Source organism: Nonomuraea zeae (genome assembly GCF_005889725.1).
GTDB lineage: Bacteria > Actinomycetota > Actinomycetes > Streptosporangiales > Streptosporangiaceae > Nonomuraea > Nonomuraea zeae.
In genome coordinates this window covers 16,814-34,810 of the sequence record NZ_VCKX01000039.1, presented here as the reverse complement: position 1 = coordinate 34,810, position 17,997 = coordinate 16,814, and the positions used below count along the sequence as shown (strand labels likewise).

The 17,997-nt window shown below is 73.1% G+C and carries 15 protein-coding genes; 10 read left to right on the top strand and 5 right to left on the bottom strand.

All coding sequences use genetic code 11. The annotated features are described in order from the left end of the window. Window positions 1-6: 6 nt before the first annotated feature. The 3 genes from ETD85_RS15360 to ETD85_RS15350 all read left to right on the top strand — a co-directional run bounded on the left by ETD85_RS15360 (window position 7) and on the right by ETD85_RS15350 (window position 4,082). Window positions 7-1,395, top strand: a complete 1,389-nt coding sequence (locus tag ETD85_RS15360; protein WP_240779160.1) for an acyltransferase family protein — start codon at window positions 7-9, stop codon at window positions 1,393-1,395. Window positions 1,396-1,842: 447 nt separating this feature from the next. Continuing rightward, complete coding sequence (locus tag ETD85_RS15355) at window positions 1,843-3,012, top strand: hypothetical protein (RefSeq protein ID WP_138690379.1); 1,170 nt, start codon at window positions 1,843-1,845, stop codon at window positions 3,010-3,012. A gap of 446 nt (window positions 3,013-3,458) precedes the next feature. Further along, window positions 3,459-4,082 carry an FMN-dependent NADH-azoreductase gene (locus ETD85_RS15350; RefSeq protein ID WP_138690378.1) on the top strand — a complete coding sequence of 208 codons (624 nt, stop codon included), beginning with the start codon at window positions 3,459-3,461 and terminating at the stop codon, window positions 4,080-4,082. Window positions 4,083-4,084: 2 nt separating this feature from the next. On the opposite strand, the gene ETD85_RS15345 is transcribed toward ETD85_RS15350, so the two are convergent. Continuing rightward, window positions 4,085-5,371: an ABC transporter ATP-binding protein gene (locus tag ETD85_RS15345; protein ID WP_138690377.1), complete on the bottom strand. Its 1,287-nt coding sequence runs from the start codon at window positions 5,369-5,371 to the stop codon at window positions 4,085-4,087. A gap of 230 nt (window positions 5,372-5,601) precedes the next feature. Here ETD85_RS15345 and ETD85_RS15340 point away from each other — a divergent pair, with 230 nt between their 5' ends. The 3 genes from ETD85_RS15340 to ETD85_RS15330 are packed head-to-tail and all read left to right on the top strand — an operon-like array spanning window position 5,602 to window position 9,016. Next, window positions 5,602-7,083: a glycoside hydrolase family 13 protein gene (locus ETD85_RS15340; RefSeq protein ID WP_138690376.1), complete on the top strand. Its 1,482-nt coding sequence runs from the start codon at window positions 5,602-5,604 to the stop codon at window positions 7,081-7,083. Then, window positions 7,080-8,105, top strand: a complete 1,026-nt coding sequence (locus tag ETD85_RS15335) for a LacI family DNA-binding transcriptional regulator (protein ID WP_138690375.1) — start codon at window positions 7,080-7,082, stop codon at window positions 8,103-8,105. The genes ETD85_RS15340 and ETD85_RS15335 overlap by 4 nt, the downstream gene beginning before the upstream one ends. A gap of 35 nt (window positions 8,106-8,140) precedes the next feature. Then, window positions 8,141-9,016 carry a carbohydrate kinase family protein gene (locus tag ETD85_RS15330; RefSeq protein WP_138690374.1) on the top strand — a complete coding sequence of 292 codons (876 nt, stop codon included), beginning with the start codon at window positions 8,141-8,143 and terminating at the stop codon, window positions 9,014-9,016. Between the two features lie 33 nt (window positions 9,017-9,049). Here ETD85_RS15330 and ETD85_RS15325 read toward each other — a convergent pair whose 3' ends face one another. Beyond that, window positions 9,050-10,267 carry an MFS transporter gene (locus ETD85_RS15325; RefSeq protein WP_170246685.1) on the bottom strand — a complete coding sequence of 406 codons (1,218 nt, stop codon included), beginning with the start codon at window positions 10,265-10,267 and terminating at the stop codon, window positions 9,050-9,052. Between the two features lie 290 nt (window positions 10,268-10,557). Here ETD85_RS15325 and ETD85_RS15320 point away from each other — a divergent pair, with 290 nt between their 5' ends. Genes ETD85_RS15320 through ETD85_RS15305 form a run of 4 tightly spaced genes read left to right on the top strand, consistent with a single transcriptional unit; the run spans window position 10,558 to window position 13,686 of the window. Then, window positions 10,558-11,295, top strand: a complete 738-nt coding sequence (locus tag ETD85_RS15320; protein ID WP_276617228.1) for a sugar kinase — start codon at window positions 10,558-10,560, stop codon at window positions 11,293-11,295. A gap of 37 nt (window positions 11,296-11,332) precedes the next feature. Next, on the top strand, window positions 11,333-11,953 hold the full coding sequence (locus tag ETD85_RS15315; protein ID WP_138690371.1) for a bifunctional 4-hydroxy-2-oxoglutarate aldolase/2-dehydro-3-deoxy-phosphogluconate aldolase: 621 nt from the start codon (window positions 11,333-11,335) through the stop codon (window positions 11,951-11,953). Window positions 11,954-11,985: 32 nt separating this feature from the next. Continuing rightward, window positions 11,986-12,705, top strand: a complete 720-nt coding sequence (locus ETD85_RS15310) for a FadR/GntR family transcriptional regulator (RefSeq protein WP_206058326.1) — start codon at window positions 11,986-11,988, stop codon at window positions 12,703-12,705. A gap of 45 nt (window positions 12,706-12,750) precedes the next feature. Next, window positions 12,751-13,686 (top strand): D-isomer specific 2-hydroxyacid dehydrogenase family protein, encoded by a 936-nt coding sequence (locus ETD85_RS15305; RefSeq protein ID WP_138690370.1) that lies wholly within the window; start codon window positions 12,751-12,753, stop codon window positions 13,684-13,686. Between the two features lie 89 nt (window positions 13,687-13,775). Here the strand turns inward: ETD85_RS15305 and ETD85_RS15300 are convergent, their stop codons facing one another. From ETD85_RS15300 to ETD85_RS15290, 3 genes are all read right to left on the bottom strand, one after another. After that, complete coding sequence (locus ETD85_RS15300; RefSeq protein WP_138690369.1) at window positions 13,776-15,659, bottom strand: serine/threonine-protein kinase; 1,884 nt, start codon at window positions 15,657-15,659, stop codon at window positions 13,776-13,778. Window positions 15,660-15,806: 147 nt separating this feature from the next. Beyond that, window positions 15,807-16,949, bottom strand: a complete 1,143-nt coding sequence (locus ETD85_RS15295; RefSeq protein WP_138690368.1) for a cytochrome P450 — start codon at window positions 16,947-16,949, stop codon at window positions 15,807-15,809. A 212-nt stretch (window positions 16,950-17,161) separates the two neighbouring features. Continuing rightward, window positions 17,162-17,953 carry an IclR family transcriptional regulator gene (locus tag ETD85_RS15290; RefSeq protein WP_138690367.1) on the bottom strand — a complete coding sequence of 264 codons (792 nt, stop codon included), beginning with the start codon at window positions 17,951-17,953 and terminating at the stop codon, window positions 17,162-17,164. Window positions 17,954-17,997: the final 44 nt, after the last annotated feature.

Sequence of the window (17,997 nt, the reverse complement as noted above, 5' to 3'; positions counted from 1 at the left end):
ATGTTGATGCGGGTGTCCGCAGCCGCCTCCGTTCAGCCTGCCGCCGTCCCCGCGCCCACCGGCTCGTCGAGCAGGCTCGCCTGGCTGGACGCGCTTCGCGGCCTCGGCGCGCTGGCGGTAGTGGCCGAGCACCTCCTGCCCTGGTTCCTGCCGGAGCTGCGGCCGTACTGGTTCAGCCTCGGCGTCTACGGCATCCTGGTGTTCTTCCTGGTCAGCGGCTACATCATCCCCACCTCCCTGGAACGCCACGGCGACGTGCGGGCGTTCTGGATCAGCCGGCTGTTCCGGCTCTACCCGCTCTACCTCGCCGTGATCGTCCTCGTGCTGGCCGTGGCCTGGTGGGTGCCGGTACGCGGGGAGGTGCCGCGCGACGGGAGCGCGGTGGCGGCGCACGCGACCATGCTGCTCGACGTCGTGAGCGTCGGCGGCGTGGCCGACACGATGTGGACGCTGTCGTACGAGATGGTGTTCTACCTGCTGGTCACCGCGCTGTTCCTGATCGGGGGACACGGCCGCAGCGGGCTGCTGTCGATGCTGTTCGCGGCCGGCTCCGTGGTCGTCGGGCTGGTCGCGTCGGGGGCGGTGGTGGCCGGGGCGTGGCCGGCGTACCTGTCGTGCGCGGTCTTCGTGGTGGGGCTCGGCTGCGTGCTCCAAGGCCGGCTGCGTACGGCGTCAGCTTGCGTGCTCGCCCTCATGGCGGTGGCGTTGCTGCTGCTGAGCAGCCGGGTGCCGTGGCTGGGGGTGGCGGTGCTGTCGGTGATGTTCGCGGGGACGGCCATCCACCGGTGGGAACGCGGCACCGGCCGGCTCTGGCCGGTCGCGGTCACCACGGCGCTGGTCGCGATCGCGCCCCTGTGGGCCGTCGAAGGCGGCTGGTGGTGGGTGCAGGCCGACGTGTGGTTCACCACGATCGCGCTGGCCGGTGCCACGTTCGCGGGCGGCATGGCGTTGCGCGGGCGGCGGCTGCCCAGGGTGCTCACCTGGCTGGGGCTGGTCAGCTACTCGCTCTACCTGGTGCATCATCCGCTGCTGAAGTACTTCGTGGAGATCACCGGTGACCTGCGGCGGGCGGAACGGCCGTACCAGCTCGCCATGGCCGCGCTGGCGGTGGCCGTGATCCTGGCCGCCAGCGCGCTGACCTACAGGTACGTCGAGAAACCCATGCAGGCACTGGGCCGCCGCTTCGCACGCCGGCACGCCGGGCGGCCTGGTGCCGCAGGCCGGCCCTCCCGCGGGCTTCGTGTCTCAGGCCGGCGCGCCGGCCGGCTCCAGGGCGGGGCCGATGCCGGGGTGGCGGGACAGGACGCGAGCCACGACGGGGTCCTCGGCCACGAGGAACGCCAGGTGCCTGATGGCGTGCGCGACCACATTGGCCAGGGTGACGCGGTCAGGTGACGGCATCGACGGCGCCTCGCCGCGGGCGATCTCCAGCACCGGCAGCTCGATCGCGGGCAGCCACGGCGCCGGATCAGGACACACCGCATATGTCAGCACGACCCGCCCCTCAGGCTCATACCGCCAGCTCGTCGAGTGCACGACGACCCGCCGGTCACCCGGCTCGACCCCGCCGAGCCTCCGCGCGGCCTCGTCGGGACTCTCGCCGTGCACAGGCTGGGTAATGGCATGCCGGTACGACCAGCGATTGCCGGTACCCACCCGTAGCATGAGCGTCTCAACCGAGACCACGTGTCTTCCCGTCACCGACAACAACTTACTGCCAACCATATGCAAGTACGTTCATGACGCATATGTGAACCCGCCCTTGAACACCCCGGCGGGCCGGGCTGTAGTCGATAGCGTGCGAGAGAGAGGCCGACATCCATGCCCGGTTTGCTGGTTCTGATGGGATCGGGCGAGACGAGCCCGACCATGGTCGAGATCCACCGCGCCGCGGCCCGGACCCTGCGCCCCGGCGCGCGGGCCGTGCTGCTCGACACGCCCTACGCCTTCCAGGAGAACTCCGCCGACATCTCCGCCCGCGCCTGCCGGTACTTCGGCCGCAGCGTCGGCCTGGATGTTGAGGTGGCGGCCGGGATCGCCGGTGCCGACTGGGTCTTCTCCGGCCCCGGCAGCCCCACCTACGCCCTGGATCGGTGGGCCGGCTCGGGTGTGGCCGGGGACCTGCGCGCCCGGATCCGCGCGCGAGAGGGGGTGACGGTCCTCGCCTCCGCGGCGGCCTGCACGGCGGGTCTGGCCACCGTGCCCGTCTACGAGATCTACAAGGTCGGGGCCGAGCCGCACTGGCGTGCGGGCATCGACCTGCTGGAGCCGCTCGGCCTGCAGGCCGTCCTGATCCCGCACTTCGACAACGCCGAGGGCGGCACCCACGACACCCGCTACTGCTATCTCGGCGAACGCCGGCTGTCGCGCATGGAGCGCGAGCTGCCGCCCGGCACCGCGGTGCTCGGCATCGACGAGCACACCGCGCTGGTCATCGACCTGGAGACCGAGTCGGTGCGGGTGGCGGGCCGGGGCGGCCTGACCGTCCGGCGGCCGGGCTCCCAGACGATCCTGCCCACGGGCGCCCGTACGGACCTCGCCGAGCTCCGCCGCCTGGCCGAGGGCGCCACGGCCGGCCCGCTCGCGCCGCCGCCACCCGCGCCGGAGGACGCGCCCGTCCAGGTCACCCTGGAGGAGACGATCCACTCGTGTGAAGAGGTGTTCAAGGCCGCCGTCGCCGAGCCCGACATGGTGGCGGCCGCGCAAACCGTGCTCGACCTGGAGGCTGAGCTGGTCAAGTGGGCCGCGGACACCGAGGAGGACGCCGGGGGCGTGGACCAGGCGAGGGAGCTCATGCGGCGGCTGATCGCCCGGCTCGGCGAGCTGGCCGCCACGGCGAGCCGGCACTCCCAGAGCCTGGGCGCGCTGGTGGAGCCGCTCCTCGGGCTCCGGGCCGAGCTGCGCGCGCGGGGCGGCTACGAGAACGCGGACGCGCTGCGGGCGGCGATGCTGGCGGGCGGCATCGCGGTCGAGGACACCCCCGACGGCCCCCGCTGGACCCCGATCCCGTGACCCCGGCCTGGTGACCCCGGCCTGGTGACCCTGTACTCCGTCTGGCCCCGCACCTCGTCTGGCCCCGCACCTCGTCTGGCCCCGCACCTCGTCTGGCCCCGCACCTCGGTCTGACTCCGCACCTCGTCCGGCCCCGCATCCGTCGCCCGCCCGCGACCTCGTTTCGCCCAGCTCGCCTCACCCCTCCCCTCCACCTCGCCTGACCTCGGCTCACTCCATCTCGCCTTCATCGTGTCCAGCAGCGCCATCATCGCGAAGTGCTCGGCCTGGGGGCGAGGGGCGAGCCACCAGCCCAGGACGCGCACCTGGCGTCCGATGAGCCGTCGAGGAACTGGAGATCACCCGCCTCGCCCGCGCGCCTCGATTTCGGATTGACGAAACGGACCGTAGTCCGTATGGTCGTGGACAACAAACGGACCACAGTCCGGAAAGGATGGCACACACTCATGAGCAGACTGCTGCACATCTCCGCCTCGCCGCGCGGAGGCGAGTCGATCTCGCTGGGGATCGCACGGACGTTCACCGAGGAATACCTGGCCGCGCACCCCGGCGCCACCGTCGACCACTTCGACCTCTGGGACGGGACTCTCCCCGAGTTCGGGCCGGCCGCCGCCGGGGCGAAGATGACGGTGTTCGGGGGCGGCACGCCGGAGGGGGAGCAGGCCGAGGCGTGGGCGGCGGCCGTGCGGACGTTCGACCGGTTCGACTCCTTCGACCGCTACCTGTTCAGCGTGCCCATGTGGAACGGCGGCGTGCCGTACAAGCTCAAGCAGTTCATCGACGTCGTCAGCCAGCCTGCGATGATCTTCGACGTGCATCCGGAGACCGGCTACCGGCCCCTGCTGACCGGCAAGCGCGCGGCCGTCGTCTACACCAGCGCCGTGTGGGGCCCCGGGCTGGGGCCCGAGTTCGGGACCGACTTCCAGTCGGCGTTCTTCGGCGACTGGCTGCGCTGGGCCGGCGTCACCGACGTCCAGGAGATCCGCCACCACCCCACGCTCACGGGTTCGTACGAGAGCGAGCGCAAGCAGGCCGACGAGCGCGCCCGCCAGGTGGCGAGGACCTTCTGAGCTCAGCGGCGGGGCGGGTCGATGCGGGCGCCGTCGCTGGTGAAGATCATCAGCCGGGACAGGTCCACGCCCACCTTGGCGGCGTCGCCGGCGCGCCAGATGGGCCGGTTGCCCAGGCGCACGATCAGGTCGGAGCGGCGATGGATGCCGCTGTTCGGGTGCTGGCCCACCCGCTCCTGATCCTGGTGCTGCTGCTGCTCCTCGTGCGAGAAGAGCCGGCGCACCAGCTTGGTCAGCCTCCCCGACCCGTTCTGCTCGCCGTTGACGCGCACGCGCGGGTCCGGCGGCTCGGGCACCGGTACGGCGGGCATGCCGCACTCCAGGTACGCCAGCCACTCGTGCCCGTGGTACTCCAGCGCCCGCACCCGCCCGTAGAAGGACGGCCCCTCGTACGACTCGGGCACCGGGGCCAGCCCGTCCGGCCGCATACCCACCAGCACCTGGCCGCCCGTGTGCTGCGAGATGGCGTACGCCCTGGGATCGCTCCAGGGCAGGGTCAGCCGATGAGGGCCGAAATCGAGCATCACATATTGGTTCTGCGGGGTCCTGACATTGGCCGCCAACAGGTTCAACTGCTGGGAGTTGAGAAAGGCGGCCACGAACGCCGTCGCTGGATCGTTGTAAATCTGGGCCGGAGTGCCGACATCTTGCAAGACCCCGCGATTCAGGATGGCGATCCTGTCGGCCAGGGTCAGCGCCTCGACCTGGTCGTGCGTCACGTAGATCGTGGTGACGCCGAGGGATCTGACCAGCGCCGAGATCTCCATGCGCAGCTCGGTCCGCATGCCGGCGTCGAGGTTGGACAGCGGCTCGTCCATGAGGAACAGCTTGGGCTGCCGGACGATCGCCCGGCCCATCGCCACGCGCTGACGCTGGCCGCCGGACAGCGTGCCGGGGCGGCGGTCCAGGGTCTCGTCGATGTGCAGGGCCTTGGACAGCTCCGTCACGCGCTCGCGCACCAATGCGGGGTCGGACTTGGCGATTTCCAGGGGGAAGGCGATGTTGCCGCGTACGGTCCTGTGCGGGTAGAGCGCGCCGTTCTGGAACACCATGGCGACGTCACGGTCACGGGGCGCGAGGTGGTTCGCCATCTGGCCGTCCAGCCAGAGGTCTCCTTCGGTGATCTCCTCCAGGCCCGCGATCATGCGCAGCAAGGTGGACTTTCCGCATCCGGACGGACCGAGGAGGACGAGGAACTCGCCGTCTTCGGCCCTGAGGCTCAGCCGGTCGACTGCTAGGTAGTCGCCCGGATACACCTTGGTCACTTTGTCAAGAACGACCGAGCTCATGGGCTCACACCTTGCGCGCGTGTCACCTGTGACGAGGCTGATTGAAGAGGTAGTACATCGCGCCTTAACGCTAGATGTCCACCCTTGACATAAAGAATCTCGTTCCAAGGCGTTTCGGTCGGGGGTTTTGGGTGTCCGTACACCGAAATTTCCGGATCTGGGGTTGATGGAAGGGCTTGCGTAAACTTGCGGCAAGGGCTTTCATAGTCCGGGACGTTCGGGGGGAGACTATGACCGCTTGGTGGCGGAACGCTGCGATCTACCAGGTCTACGTGCGCAGCTTCGCAGACGGCAACGGCGACGGCGTGGGTGACCTGATCGGTGTTCGCGATCGCCTGCCCTATCTGGCCGGGCTGGGCGTGGACGCGATCTGGCTGACGCCGTTCTACACCTCGCCGATGGCCGACTTCGGCTACGACGTGGCGGACTACCGGGACGTCGACCCGCTGTTCGGCTCGCTCGCCGACGCCAAGGCGCTCATCGACGAGGCGCACGGGCACGGCCTGCGGGTGATCGTGGACGTCGTCCCGAACCACACCTCCTCGGCCCACCCCTGGTTCCAGCAGGCGCTGCGCGGCGAGCACCGCGAGCGCTACATCTTCCGCGACCGGCCCAACGACTGGGAGTCGATCTTCGGCGGGCCGGCGTGGACCCAGGTGGCGGACGGCCAGTGGTACCTGCACCTGTTCGACCCCGCTCAGCCCGACCTCGACTGGGAGAACGAGGAGGTGCGCGGGGAGTTCGAGTCGATCCTGCGGTTCTGGCTCGACCTGGGCGTGGACGGCTTCCGGGTGGACGTGGCGCACGGCATGGTCAAGCCGCGCGACCTGCCCGACATCGGCCGGGGCAACCAGGCCAGGATGGTCGGCAGCGAGCCGGTGCCGTTCTTCGACAACGACGGCGTCCACGAGATCCACCGGGCCTGGCGGCGCGTGCTCGACTCCTATCCCGGAGAGCGGATCGGCGTGGCCGAGGCGTGGGCGCCGACGGCCGAGCGCCTGGCGATGTACGTCCGGCCGGACGAGCTGCACCAGGCGTTCAACTTCCACTACCTGTTCACCCCCTGGGACGCCGCCAGGCTGCGCGAGGTGATCGACTCCTCGCTGGCCACGGCCGGATCCGTGGGGGCGCCCACCACCTGGGTGCTGTCGAACCACGACGTCAAGCGGCACGTCACCCGCTACGGCGGCGGCGAGACGGGCCTGCGCAGGGCCCGCGCCGCCGCGCTGCTGACGCTCGCGCTGCCCGGCTCCGCCTACGTCTACCAGGGCGAGGAGCTCGGCCTGCCCGAGGTGCTCGACCTGCCGGCCGAGCTGTGCCAGGACCCGCAGCGGCTGCGCGACCCCGACAGCGGCCGCGACGGCTGCCGCGTCCCGCTGCCCTGGACGCGCGAGTCCGGCTGGCAGGAGCCGTGGCTGCCGATCCCGGCGGAGTGGGCGGAGCTGAGCGTGGCGGCCCAGCAGGGCGTGCCGGGCTCGACGCTGGAGCTGTACCGGGCCGCGCTGCGCCTGCGGCGCTCGATCGACGGCGACCTGACCTGGCACGACTCGCCCGAGGGCACGCTGGTGTTCTCGCGGGGGTCGTTCGTCTGCGCGGTCAACCTGACGGAGACCCCTGTGGACCTCGGCGTCGAAGGGGAGCTCCTGATCGCCTCGGATGTGCCTGGAGCAGGGGATTCGGCGGCCTGGTGGAAAGTAAAGTGTGGGACATGAACGGTCACGCTCGCCTCGCCGACATCGCCGCCCAGGCCGGGGTGAGTGAGGCCACGGTCAGCCGCGTGCTCAACGGCAAGCCCGGAGTCTCCGCGGCCACCCGCCAGGCGGTGATGGCCGCGCTCGACCTCATGGGCTACGAGCGGCCGCCCCGGCTGCGGCAGCGCAGCAACGGCCTGATCGGCCTGGTGACGCCGGAGCTGGACAACCCGATCTTCCCCGCGTTCGCGCAGGCCATCGAGAAGGCGCTCACCCAGCACGGCTACACGCCCGTGCTGTGCACCCAGCTCCCCGGCGGCGCGCCCGAGGACGAGTTCACCGAGCTGCTGGTGGACCGCGGTGTCAGCGGCATCGTGTTCGTCTCGGGGCTGCACGCCGACACGACCGCGCGCATGGACCGCTACACCCGCCTGACCGACCGGGGCCTGCCGATCGTGCTCGTCGACGGCTACAGCGAGCACATCGACGCCCCCTTCATCTCGCCCGACGACCGCCTGGCCGCGCGGCTGGCCGTGCAGCACCTGGTCGATCTCGGCCACGAGCGCATCGGGCTGGCGCTGGGGCCGCGCAGGTTCGTGCCGGTGATCAGGAAGATCGAGGGCTACAAGCAGGCCATGGCCCAGCTCCTGGGCGCGACCGGCGTGGACGAGCTGATCTCCCACTCGCTGTTCTCCGTCGAGGGCGGCCAGGCCGCCGCGGCGCAACTGCTCGCCCGCGGCTGCACCGGCATCGTGTGCGCGAGCGACCTCATGGCGCTGGGCGCGATCCGCGCCTGCCGGGAGAAGGGACTGTCCGTGCCGGGAGAGGTGTCCGTCGTCGGCTTCGACGACTCGCCGCTGATCGCCTTCACCGATCCGCCGCTCACCACCGTGCGCAAGCCGATCGGCGCGATGGCGTCGGCGGCCGTGCAGACGCTGCTCGAAGAGGTCAACGGAGTGCCGGCCAAGCACGTCGAGCTGGTCTTCCAGCCGGAGCTCGTCGTCCGCGGCTCCACCGGCTCCGGCCCGCTGGTCAACCGGTGACCGCCTCGCCTCTCCCGAAGCCGGGCCACGAACACGTGACACGCGACATCCTGGTCCTCGGCGGCGCCGGGGTCGACACGACGGTGTACGTTCCCGAGCTGCCGCTGCCGTACAAGGACACCTACCATGTGCCGCCGGTCGCCGACCGGATCGGCAACACCGGCGCGGGCGTGACGCTCGGGTGCCACGCGCTCGGGCTGCGGGTGGCGTTCGCCGACCTGATCGGCGACGACCCGCAGGGCGCGCTGATCCGGCACGCGCTACGCGACGTCGACTGCCGGTGGGGGCGGGCGGAGGCGGGCACCCGGCGCAGCGTCCTGCTCGTCGGCCCGGACGGCCGGCGCACCTCCTTCTTCGACCCCAAGGCCACGCCCGGCGAGCGCCTGGCGCGCGAGCTTTACGCGGACGTGCGGCCGCGGCACGTCCACGTGTCGATCACGGACTTCTGCCGCCACGTCTACCCCGACCTGAACGGCACGCCCGTCTCCAGCGACCTGCACGACTGGGACGGCGTCGCCGACTACCAGAAGGACTTCGCCTACCGATCCGACCTGGTGTTCATGTCGGCCGCCGCGCTGGCCGACCCGGCCGCCACGATGCGCGGCATCCTCGGCCGGGGCCGCGCCCACACGGTCGTGTGCACGCGCGGCGCCGACGGCTGCCTCGTCCTGACCCGCGACTCCGGCCTGCGGGCCTTCCCGGCCGCGCCGCTGCCCGGCCCGGTGGCCGACAGCAACGGCGCGGGGGACGCGTTCGTCTCCGGCTTCCTGTACGGCACGCTGCACGGCCGGCCGCTGGAGGAGTGCGTCCGGCTGGGCGCGATCGCGGGGGCGCACGCCTGCACGGTCGCCGGCACGCACGAGTCCCCGATCACCGAGGACCTGCTGCTCGGCCGGTCCGCCACCGTGTGATCCCACGCTCGCCCGGCTGCCGCGTGGCGGGGCTCAGGTGCTCGCGGCCTGCTGGCGGTCCAGCTCCCGCCAGGCCCGGAAGACGAACGGCGGGATCGACGCCAGCAGGTACACGCAGGCGAACGCGGCGAGCGTGAACGTCAGGCCGGTCAGCTCGGTGAGCGAGCCCGCCAGCAGCCCGCCCACCGGCATGCCGGCGTACGCGGCGGCCGTGATGCTGCTCAGCACCCGCGCCCGCAGCCGCACGGGGATCCGGCCGAACTGAAGGACGCCGAGGATCGGATTGATCGCGCCCGCCGCGAACCCGGACAGCGCCGTCACCCCGAGCGCCACCGGGAACGGGGCGCCCAGGGCCAGCACCAGGATCCGCGGGACACCGGCGAGCAGGAAACAGCATCCGTAGGTCAGCCTGCGGGGTAATCGCTCGCCGGCCGCGCCGTAGACGATCGTCCCGGCCACCGCGCCCGCGCCGAGCGCCCCGGTCAGCAGGCCGAACGCGCGGGGGTCGCCGGTGACCTCGCGGGCGTAGAGGGCCAGCAGCACCTGCGTCACGCCCGTGTCGAGCATGTTGGTGACCACGATCATCGTGGTGGCGCTCATCTGCAGCCGGTCGCGCCAGAGGAACGTCAGCCCGTCGCGCAGGTCGCTCACGTACCCGCTCGATCCGCGCCGCGCCCGCTCGTGCCCGGTGCGCGGGACCCCGAGCCCGATCAGGGCCGCCGAGAGCAGGAAGGTGATCGCGTCGAAGAGCAGCAGCGCGCTCGGGCCGAGCCACAGGATCAGCACCCCGGCCACCGGCGCGGCCACCATCGTGGCCCCCCGGCTGACGCCGTCGTAGGCGGCCGTCGCGCGTTCGATGCGGACGCCTCCGAGCGCCGACAGGTCGGGCAGCATCGCCTTGCGCGCGGTCTCGCCCGGGGTGGCCGCCAACCAGCGGACGAACAGGAGCAGCAGCAGGGCCGGATAGCCCAGCCCGGTCGTCACGAACAGCACGGGGATCGCCAGGACGATGAGCCCGCTCATCAGATCGGACACCACGCTCGCGGCCCGGAATCCCATCCAGTCCACGATCGTCCCGCCGAAGGCCGCCGAGACGACGACGGGGAACGTGGTCGCGAACGCGGCCAGCCCGGTGAGCCCGGCGCTGCCCGTGGTGTCGAGGACGAACCACGGCACGGCGAGCATGGACAGGATGTTGCCCGTGACGGAGAGAGCACTGGCGGCCAGCAAGGTGATGAATGGACGCCTCACGCGCGATGCCCCCCGGTTTTCAGCGTTGCTCATGCCCGGCGGCCGGTCAAGGGAGCCGCGAGGGGGCTCCCGGAGCCTGAGGGGGTGAGCGCGGCCGGCCGGGCCCGGCGTCCGGTGGCGTCGGCAAACATGATTTGATATCACCAATCATGATCGGTGGAGAAGGTGCGGGAATGATCGAGGAGCCGGCTCTGTGAGCGTCGCCGGGTCCGCGCCGAGCCTGCCTATCCAGCGCACGTCGTGGCCGAGCCGGGCCAGGCCGGCGGCCACGTTGGACTCCGGGCAAGTCCGTGCCGGCGATGCTCAGGGCGGAGGGCATCGACACCCGCCACGCCGTCGTGGACCCGTCCGCGCCGACCGGGTTGCTGCTGCGCGACAGCCACCCGTCCAGGGCGATCGACGTGCAGTACTACCGCGCGGGCTCGGCCGCCTCCCGGCTGTCGCCCGGCGAGCTCACGGCGGAGATAGTGCGCGGCGCGCGGATCGTGCACATCACCGGGATCACGCCCATGCTGTCCGGCTCCGCGCACCAGGCCACGCTCCGGCTGCTGGAGCTGGCCTCGGAGGCGGGGGCGCTGGTCTCGTTCGACCCGAACATCCGGCTCAAGCTCGGCACGCCCGGCGAGTGGCGCGAGCGCGTCGCGCCGCTGCTGGCCCGCGCCGACGTGGTGCTGGCGGGCGCGGACGAGCTCGGCCTGCTCCAGGTGGACCCGTCCGGGCTGGCCGGCCTCGTCGTGATCAAGCACGGCGACAAGTCGGCCACCTGCGGCGAGCTGCGGCAGGAGGCGTTCCGGGTGCCGGTGACCGATCCCGTGGGGGCCGGGGACGCGTTCGCCGCCGGATTCCTGTCCGGGCTGCTGCGCGGGCTGCCGTACGAGGTGTGCCTGCGCGAGGCGGCGGCCGTCGCGGCGCTCGTGGTGCAGTGCGCCACCGACACCGACGGGCTGCCCGACCGGGCGGGCCTGGACCGCGCGCTGGCGGCGTTCACCGGGGCGTCCGCCGGCACCGGCGAGACCGTCCACCGTTGACCCGTGTGATCGGGGATCACGCGTAAGAAGGGAAGTCATGTACCGCTGGGAGATCGTCCAGGCCGTTACCGAGCAGCGCGTGTTCGGGATCGTCCGGACCGCGGGGCCCGACGAGGCGGTGGCCGCCGCGCAGGCCGTGCTGGACGCGGGGCTCAAGGCCGTGGAGGTGGCGCTCACCACGCCGCGCGCGCTCACCGCCGTCGCGCGGCTCACCGAGCAGCGCCCCGAGGCGCTCGTCGGCGCCGGCACCGTGCTCGACGCCGCCGCGGCCCGCGCCGCCGTGGAAGCGGGCGCGCGGTTCCTGGTCTCGCCGAACCTGCACCCCGAGGTCATCCGCGCCGGGCACCGCTACGGCGTGCCCGTCTTCCCCGGCGTGTCCACCCCGACCGAGATCGTCCGGGCGCTGGAGGAGGGCGCGGACGCGGTGAAGATCTTCCCCGCGTCCGCGGTGTCGCCGTCCTGGCTGCGGGACGTGCGGGCCGCGCTGCCACAGGTCCCCGCAATCCCCACCGGCGGCGTGACCATCGACAACGCGCCGGAGTGGATCGCGGCCGGTGCCGTGGCCTGCGGCATGGGCTCGGCACTGACCTCGGGCGGCGCGCAGGCGGCGGGCGAGCGGGTCACCGCGCTGCTCGCCAAGCTCGCCGTAGCCCGCTGACCAGCACACCCACCAGAGCGACGGAGATCGGCGTGGAGCTTCAGGGCCTGCACGGACAGGTGGTCGACCGGATCGGCCGGTCGCTGGCGGCCGGGGAGCTCCGCGCGGGCGAGGTCCTGCGGCTGGAGGACGTCCAGGAGCGCTACGGCGTCTCACGTACGGTCGCGCGCGAGGCCGTACGCGTGCTGGAGTCCAAGCGGGTGGTCACCAGCCGCCCCCGCGTCGGCGTCACCGTGCGCCCGATGAGCACGTGGAACCTCTACGACCCCCAGGTGATCCGCTGGCGGCTGGCCTCGCCCCGGCGCGAGGCGCAGCTGCGCGAGCTGGCCGAGCTGCGGGCCGCGGTCGAGCCGCACGCCGCCGCGCTGGCCGCCGCGCACGCCGGGCCCGGCGTGCGCCAGGAGCTGATCGCCCACGCGCGGGCCCTGACGAGCGCGGCGCGGGCCGGTGACCGCGAGGGGTTCGTGGCCGCCGACTCGGCCTTTCACCGGGTGCTGCTCACGGCGTCGGGCAACGGCATGTTCGCCCAGCTCGCCGACGTGACCGAGGAGCTGTTCGCGGCCCGGCGCGACCTGCTGCTCCTGCCGGAGAAGCTCGACACGGACGCCGTCATGAGGCACCTCGACGTGGCCGAGGCCATCGCGGCGGGCCGCAGGGCGGAGGCGGCGCAGGCGGTCGGCTCCATCCTGGAATCGGCCCGCAACGAGGTCGAACGCCTCCTCGAAGGCGGCGCCTGCGCCCTGACGGGCTAGCGCGTCCACCGTACGCACCCACCTCGAACACCAGGAGAATCACCCATGACCGTCGCCGTCCACGTCGGCCCGGAGCCCGTGCCCGCCCTCATCGACGCCGTACGCCGGGCGGGCGGCGACGTGGTGCCGCTGGAGCGGGCCGAGGCCATCGTCTATTACGGCAGCGACGACCCGGCCGAGCTGCGCGCCATGCTGCACGACCGCATCCGGTGGGTGCAGCTCCCGCACGCGGGCGTCGAGCGATGGGCCGACGCGGGCGTGTTCACGGCTGCCGATCCCGGGTCCGCTCCCGGGTCTGCGGGGCCGGTGTTCACCGCCGCCGCGGGCTCCTACGGGGCGCCGGTCGCCGAGCACGCGCTGGCCCTGATGCTGGCCGCGGCGCGCGGGCTGCACCGGCTGGCCAGGGCGACGGAGTGGGGGCCGAACCGGTCGCGGGAGCTGGCCGGCTCGACGGTCGCGATCGTGGGCTGCGGCGGCATCGGGCGCGCGCTGATCCGGATGCTGGAGCCGTTCGGCTGCACGATCGTGGCGGTCACCGACAGCGGCGCGGCGCCGGGCGCGACCACCGTGCTGCCCCGCGCCCGCTACCGCGACGCGCTGCCCGAGGCCGACTACGTGGTCATCGCGGCGCCCGCCACGCCCGAGACCAGGGGCATGTTCGGTGCCAAGGAGCTCGGGCTCATGCGGACGGACGCCTGGCTCGTGAACGTCGCCAGAGGCGGCCTCGTCGTGACCGGCGACCTGGTGGAGGCGCTGCGTGCCGGCCGCATCGGCGGCGCGGCGCTCGACGTCACCGACCCGGAGCCGCTGCCCGCCGGTCATCCGCTGTGGCAGATGGACAACGTGCTCATCACGCCGCACTCCGCGAACCCGCGCCCGGCCTACTGGCGTGGCCTGGCCGAACGCGTGACCGCCAACGTACGGCGTTTCGAGGAAGGCGCGCCGCTGGAGGGCGTGATCTCCTCGACCCAGGGCTTCTGAGCCGGCTTGGGCCAGATTCGGGCCCGGTCTGGGCCCGGCTTGGGCCCGGTCTGGGGCCGGTCTGGGGCCGGTCGCCCGGGACGGAACTGCTAGTCCGCCAGCCTGACCCGGGCGCCCTGGCTCAGCCCCGAGTCGTGCACCTCCAGGCCCGCCGGCTCCAGCCCCTTGGGCAGCTCGAACACCAGCGAGCCGGTGAACGCCGCCCCCGCCTCGATGCGGATCGGCGTGATCTCCTTGCCGGCCTCGTCCAGCAGCTTGGTGCCGCCGTGCAGCGCGTCGTCCTCGTCGATCAGCTTCTGCTGGCCCGGGTAGAGCACCCTGGCCTCCTGGCCGACGTTGTTCACCTGCACGCCGACCTGGCAGGTGCGCTTCGTCGCGGTCTTGGCCGGCTTGGGGCACTTCGTGCTCGTCACCGCGAAGCGCAGCCTGCCGTCCTGCACGGGCCCGTCCGCGCCGGCCGAAGGCGAGCGGAGCAGCCACGCCACCACGGCCACTACCACCACCATCAGCACGACCGCGATCACCAGCGCGGTCAGGCAGCCCGTGAACAGGCTCCGCTTGCGCCTGGGCGGCGGGTAGCCGGGCAGCGGCCCCTGACCGGTGGTCGCATGGTGGGGCAGCGGCCCCTGCCCGGTCGGGTGGGGGAGCAGCCCGTGACCGGTCGGCAGCGGGCCGGTCCGCTCGGGAGGCGGCGGCTGGTGCCCGCGCGCCGTCCCCGGCACGGGCCCGGTGCGCTCGACGGGCGGCGGCATCTGCGGGATGCGGCCTGCTCCGGGCGTGGGTCCGGTGCGTTCGGCGGGTGGGGGTTGCTGCGGGATGCGGCTGGCTCCGGGCGTGGGTCCGGTGCGTTCGGCGGGCGGCGGCTGCTGCGGCCCCCGGCCCGTGCCGGGCACCGGTCCGGTGCGCTCAGGGTGCGGCGGGGCCTGCGGGCCGCGGGCGGACGCCTCCGGGTGCGGGCCGTGCCGGTCGGGACGCGGACCGCGGCCGTCCGGGTGCCGCGGCGGCTGCGGCCGCCCCGAGCCGGGGACGGCGCCCGTGCGGTCGGGCGGCATCCGGTGCGGCGCCTGCGGCATCTGCGCCAGCGGCGGGAACTCCGAGGCGTTCCACGCGCTGGTCAGGTGTTTGGTCGCGGCGAGCTGCGCGGCCGGCTCGTCGGCCGCCTCCACCAGCTCCAGCAGCAGCTGCCTGGCCGCGGGCCGCCGTGCCGGGTCGGGGTGGATGGCCGCCGCCACCAGCCGGTCGAGCGGCGCGGGCAGCCCCCGCAGGTCCGGCGGCGCGGTGCGGGCCCTGGCCGCCATCACGTACGCGTCACCCTCGCCGAACGGATGCCCGCCCAGCCCCGCGTAGGCGATCAGCGACCCCCACGCGAACACGTCGCCCGCCGGGCTCGTACGCCCCTCGAAGACCTGCTCGGGAGCGATCCAGCCGGGCGTGCCCATGACCATGCCCGCGTTCGTGTGGCGGGAGTCCACGTGCGTCGAACGGGCCAGCCCGAAGTCGATCACCCGGGGCCCGGCCAGCGTCAGCATCACGTTGGCCGGCTTGAGGTCGCGGTGCACCAGCCCGGCGGCGTGGATCGCGGTCAGCGCGGCGGCCACGCCCACGGCGGCCGCGTGCAGCACCGACGGGGACAGCGCCCCGTGCTCGATGAGGTGGTCCTCCAGCGAGATGCCGTCGATGTACTCGGTGACGAGGTAGAGGACGCCGTTGTCCTCGCCGTGGTCGAGCACCCGCGCCGTGCAGAACGAGGCGACCTTGCGCGCGTTGGAGACCTCTTCGTTGAAGCGCGCCCGGTAGACCGGGTCCGCGGTGTAGTCGCGCCGGATCGCCTTGAGCGCCACCCGCGAGCCGTCGGCGGCCTTGGCGAGGTAGACGACCCCCATGCCGCCGGAGCCGAGACGGCTGATCAGCTCGTAGGGGCCGATCGCCGGCGGATCTTCCGGCTTCAGCGGAGTGCCTGCGGAGCGCCCCAACGTCGCCGTCCTCTCGCCGTCGTCATCCCGTCTCAACCCGAACCGATCCTCCCGCCGGCCCGTTATCGTGAAACCCGAACCGTTCCGCCGCCCGGCATGCCGTTTGTACCCCAGACTCTAACGGAGGAAGGGCCTGCCCGTTGGCCACTAGCCCTGAGCAGGCCGGCGTCGCGCGGGACGCAACGTCACCCGCAGGGTGGCCATGTTGAGCGTGTGCGGCAGGGGGCGATGGGGGGAGAGCACCCGCCCCACCGGCTTGGGCCGGGCCGCCTGCAGCAGGCCGCCGAGGAAGGCCGTGCCGACGGCCAGCGTCAGGTGCACGCCGTCGCAGCCCGGCATGGCCCACCACTCCTCCGCCGCGGTGCCGTCCAGCCAGATCTCGGGGGTGAAGGCGTTGGCGTACGGCAGGCTCGGGTTGCGCTGGTGCGTGGCGAGCGGCACGAGCACGGTCACGCCCGGGGGCAGGGTGGTGCCGTACCAGGAGGTCTCCGTGGTGGTGACGCGCGACAGCGCGGGCACCGGCGGCCACAGGCGCAGCGCCTCGCGCAGGCAGGCCCGCAGGTAGTCGCAGTCGGCGCGGGCCGACTTGCGGTGGGCCGGGTGGGCGGCGAGCAGGGCGAGCGTCTGCATCAGCCCGGTCGCGGCCACGCCGAGGCCCATCAGCCAGAACGCCGCCTGCATGAGCCCGCGCGACTCGGCCTCAGCGGGGGTCTCCGCGATCAGCCCCGCCAGGCTGCCCGGCTCCGCGCGGCGCAGGTGGTCGATGATCCGCGCGTCGTAGCGGCCGGACAGGAGGTCCTGGCGCCGCCGGGCCCGCCGCCGCCCGGCCCGGGTGACGCCCTCCAGCAGCCGGGTGAGCTCCTCGTCGCCGGCCGCGCCGTCGCCGTAGACGCAGCGCCTGGCCACGCGCTGCCAGCGGGCGCCCAGCCGGGCGTGGTCCACCGTGCCGACCATGCCCTGCGCCTCCTCGCGGGCGATCTCGATGAACCCCGGCCGCAGGACGTCGGTCGGCAGCGCGAAGGCGCGCTCGTGGCCGGCCGGCGCGTAGGAGTCGTCGTCGCCCGCCAGCACGCGCAGGGCGTCGCGCCCGGACAGGATCAGCAGCGCCTGGCCGCCGCGCACGCGGATCAGCACGGGACGGCCGCCGTACTCGGCCTCGAGGTTCGCCAGCAGCGAGCGGGAGCGCAGCAGGTCGCGCCCCGGGGTCATGTGGGGGGTGCCCGGCGGGATGAAGGCCGAGGCGAGGCGCAGGCTCTCGAAGGCGGTGGCTCTGGGGAGGCCCCTAGGCACGCGCGGCCTCCAGCGATCCGGCCGCCCGCGCCCGCGAACTCGCGACCGCCCGGGGCCGGCCCCGGTGGGTGGCGGGCGTCTTCATGGTGGCCGGAGCGGGAAGGACGTTCATATTCCAAGGTGATCGCCGTGCCGCCGCGTTCGCAATCGAGGTTTCGGTTACCGGAACACTTCCGTCACGTGCTTCACAGGTGTTCCGGTGGCCGGAACGCTCAGGCGCCGAGCAGGGCCGCCGAGATGGCCTGCGCCGCGCCGCGCACGGAGATGCCGAGCTTGGCCAGCGGCGCGGCCGAGGCGGGCGCGGCCACGCCCACCGACATGCAGACGCGGCCGCCCGGGCCGAACACCGGGGCGGCCACGCAGGCCACACCCTCGGTGTACTCCTCCTGCGCGTAGGCCACCCCGTGCCTGCGGACCTGGGCCAGCTCCCGCTCCAGGGCGGCCAGGCTGGTGATCGTCCGGCGCGTCATCCGCTCGAACCCGCCGCGCGCAAGCAGCTCCTGGCGCAGCTTCGGGTCGAAGGCCAGCAGCGTCTTTCCGGTCGCCGTGCAGTGCAGCGGCGCCCGGTCCCTGCCGTCGGAGCGGGAGCCGACCCGGTTGTGGCCGTACAGGCGCTCGACGTAACGGGTCTCCAGGCCCGCGGGCACGGCCAGGTTCACCGTCTGCCGGGTGGTCTCGTACAGGTAGAGCAGGTAGGGGAGCACCGCCCTGCGGCTGCCGGGCACCCGGGTGCGGGCGCTGGCGGCCATCGACTCCAGCAGCTCACCCGGCAGGTACGCGTTGCCCGTCCGCGTGGCCAGCTCGCGCGAGCACAGCACGCCCAGGAGGCGGTGCGCGGTCGACTTGGGCAGGCCGGTGCTGCGGCACAGCTGGGACAGGGTGACCGGGCGGGTGGCCGCCCCGAGCGCGATGAGCAGGTCGATCCCGCGCTCCAGGCTGCCCGGCTGCGTCGCCGCCCGGACGAGGTCGAGAGGTTGTTCCTGACTGGCCGTTCTCGTCGGCATTGCGCTCCCTTTCGCTTTCCGAGGAGCGGAAGGGAGCTTCCCGG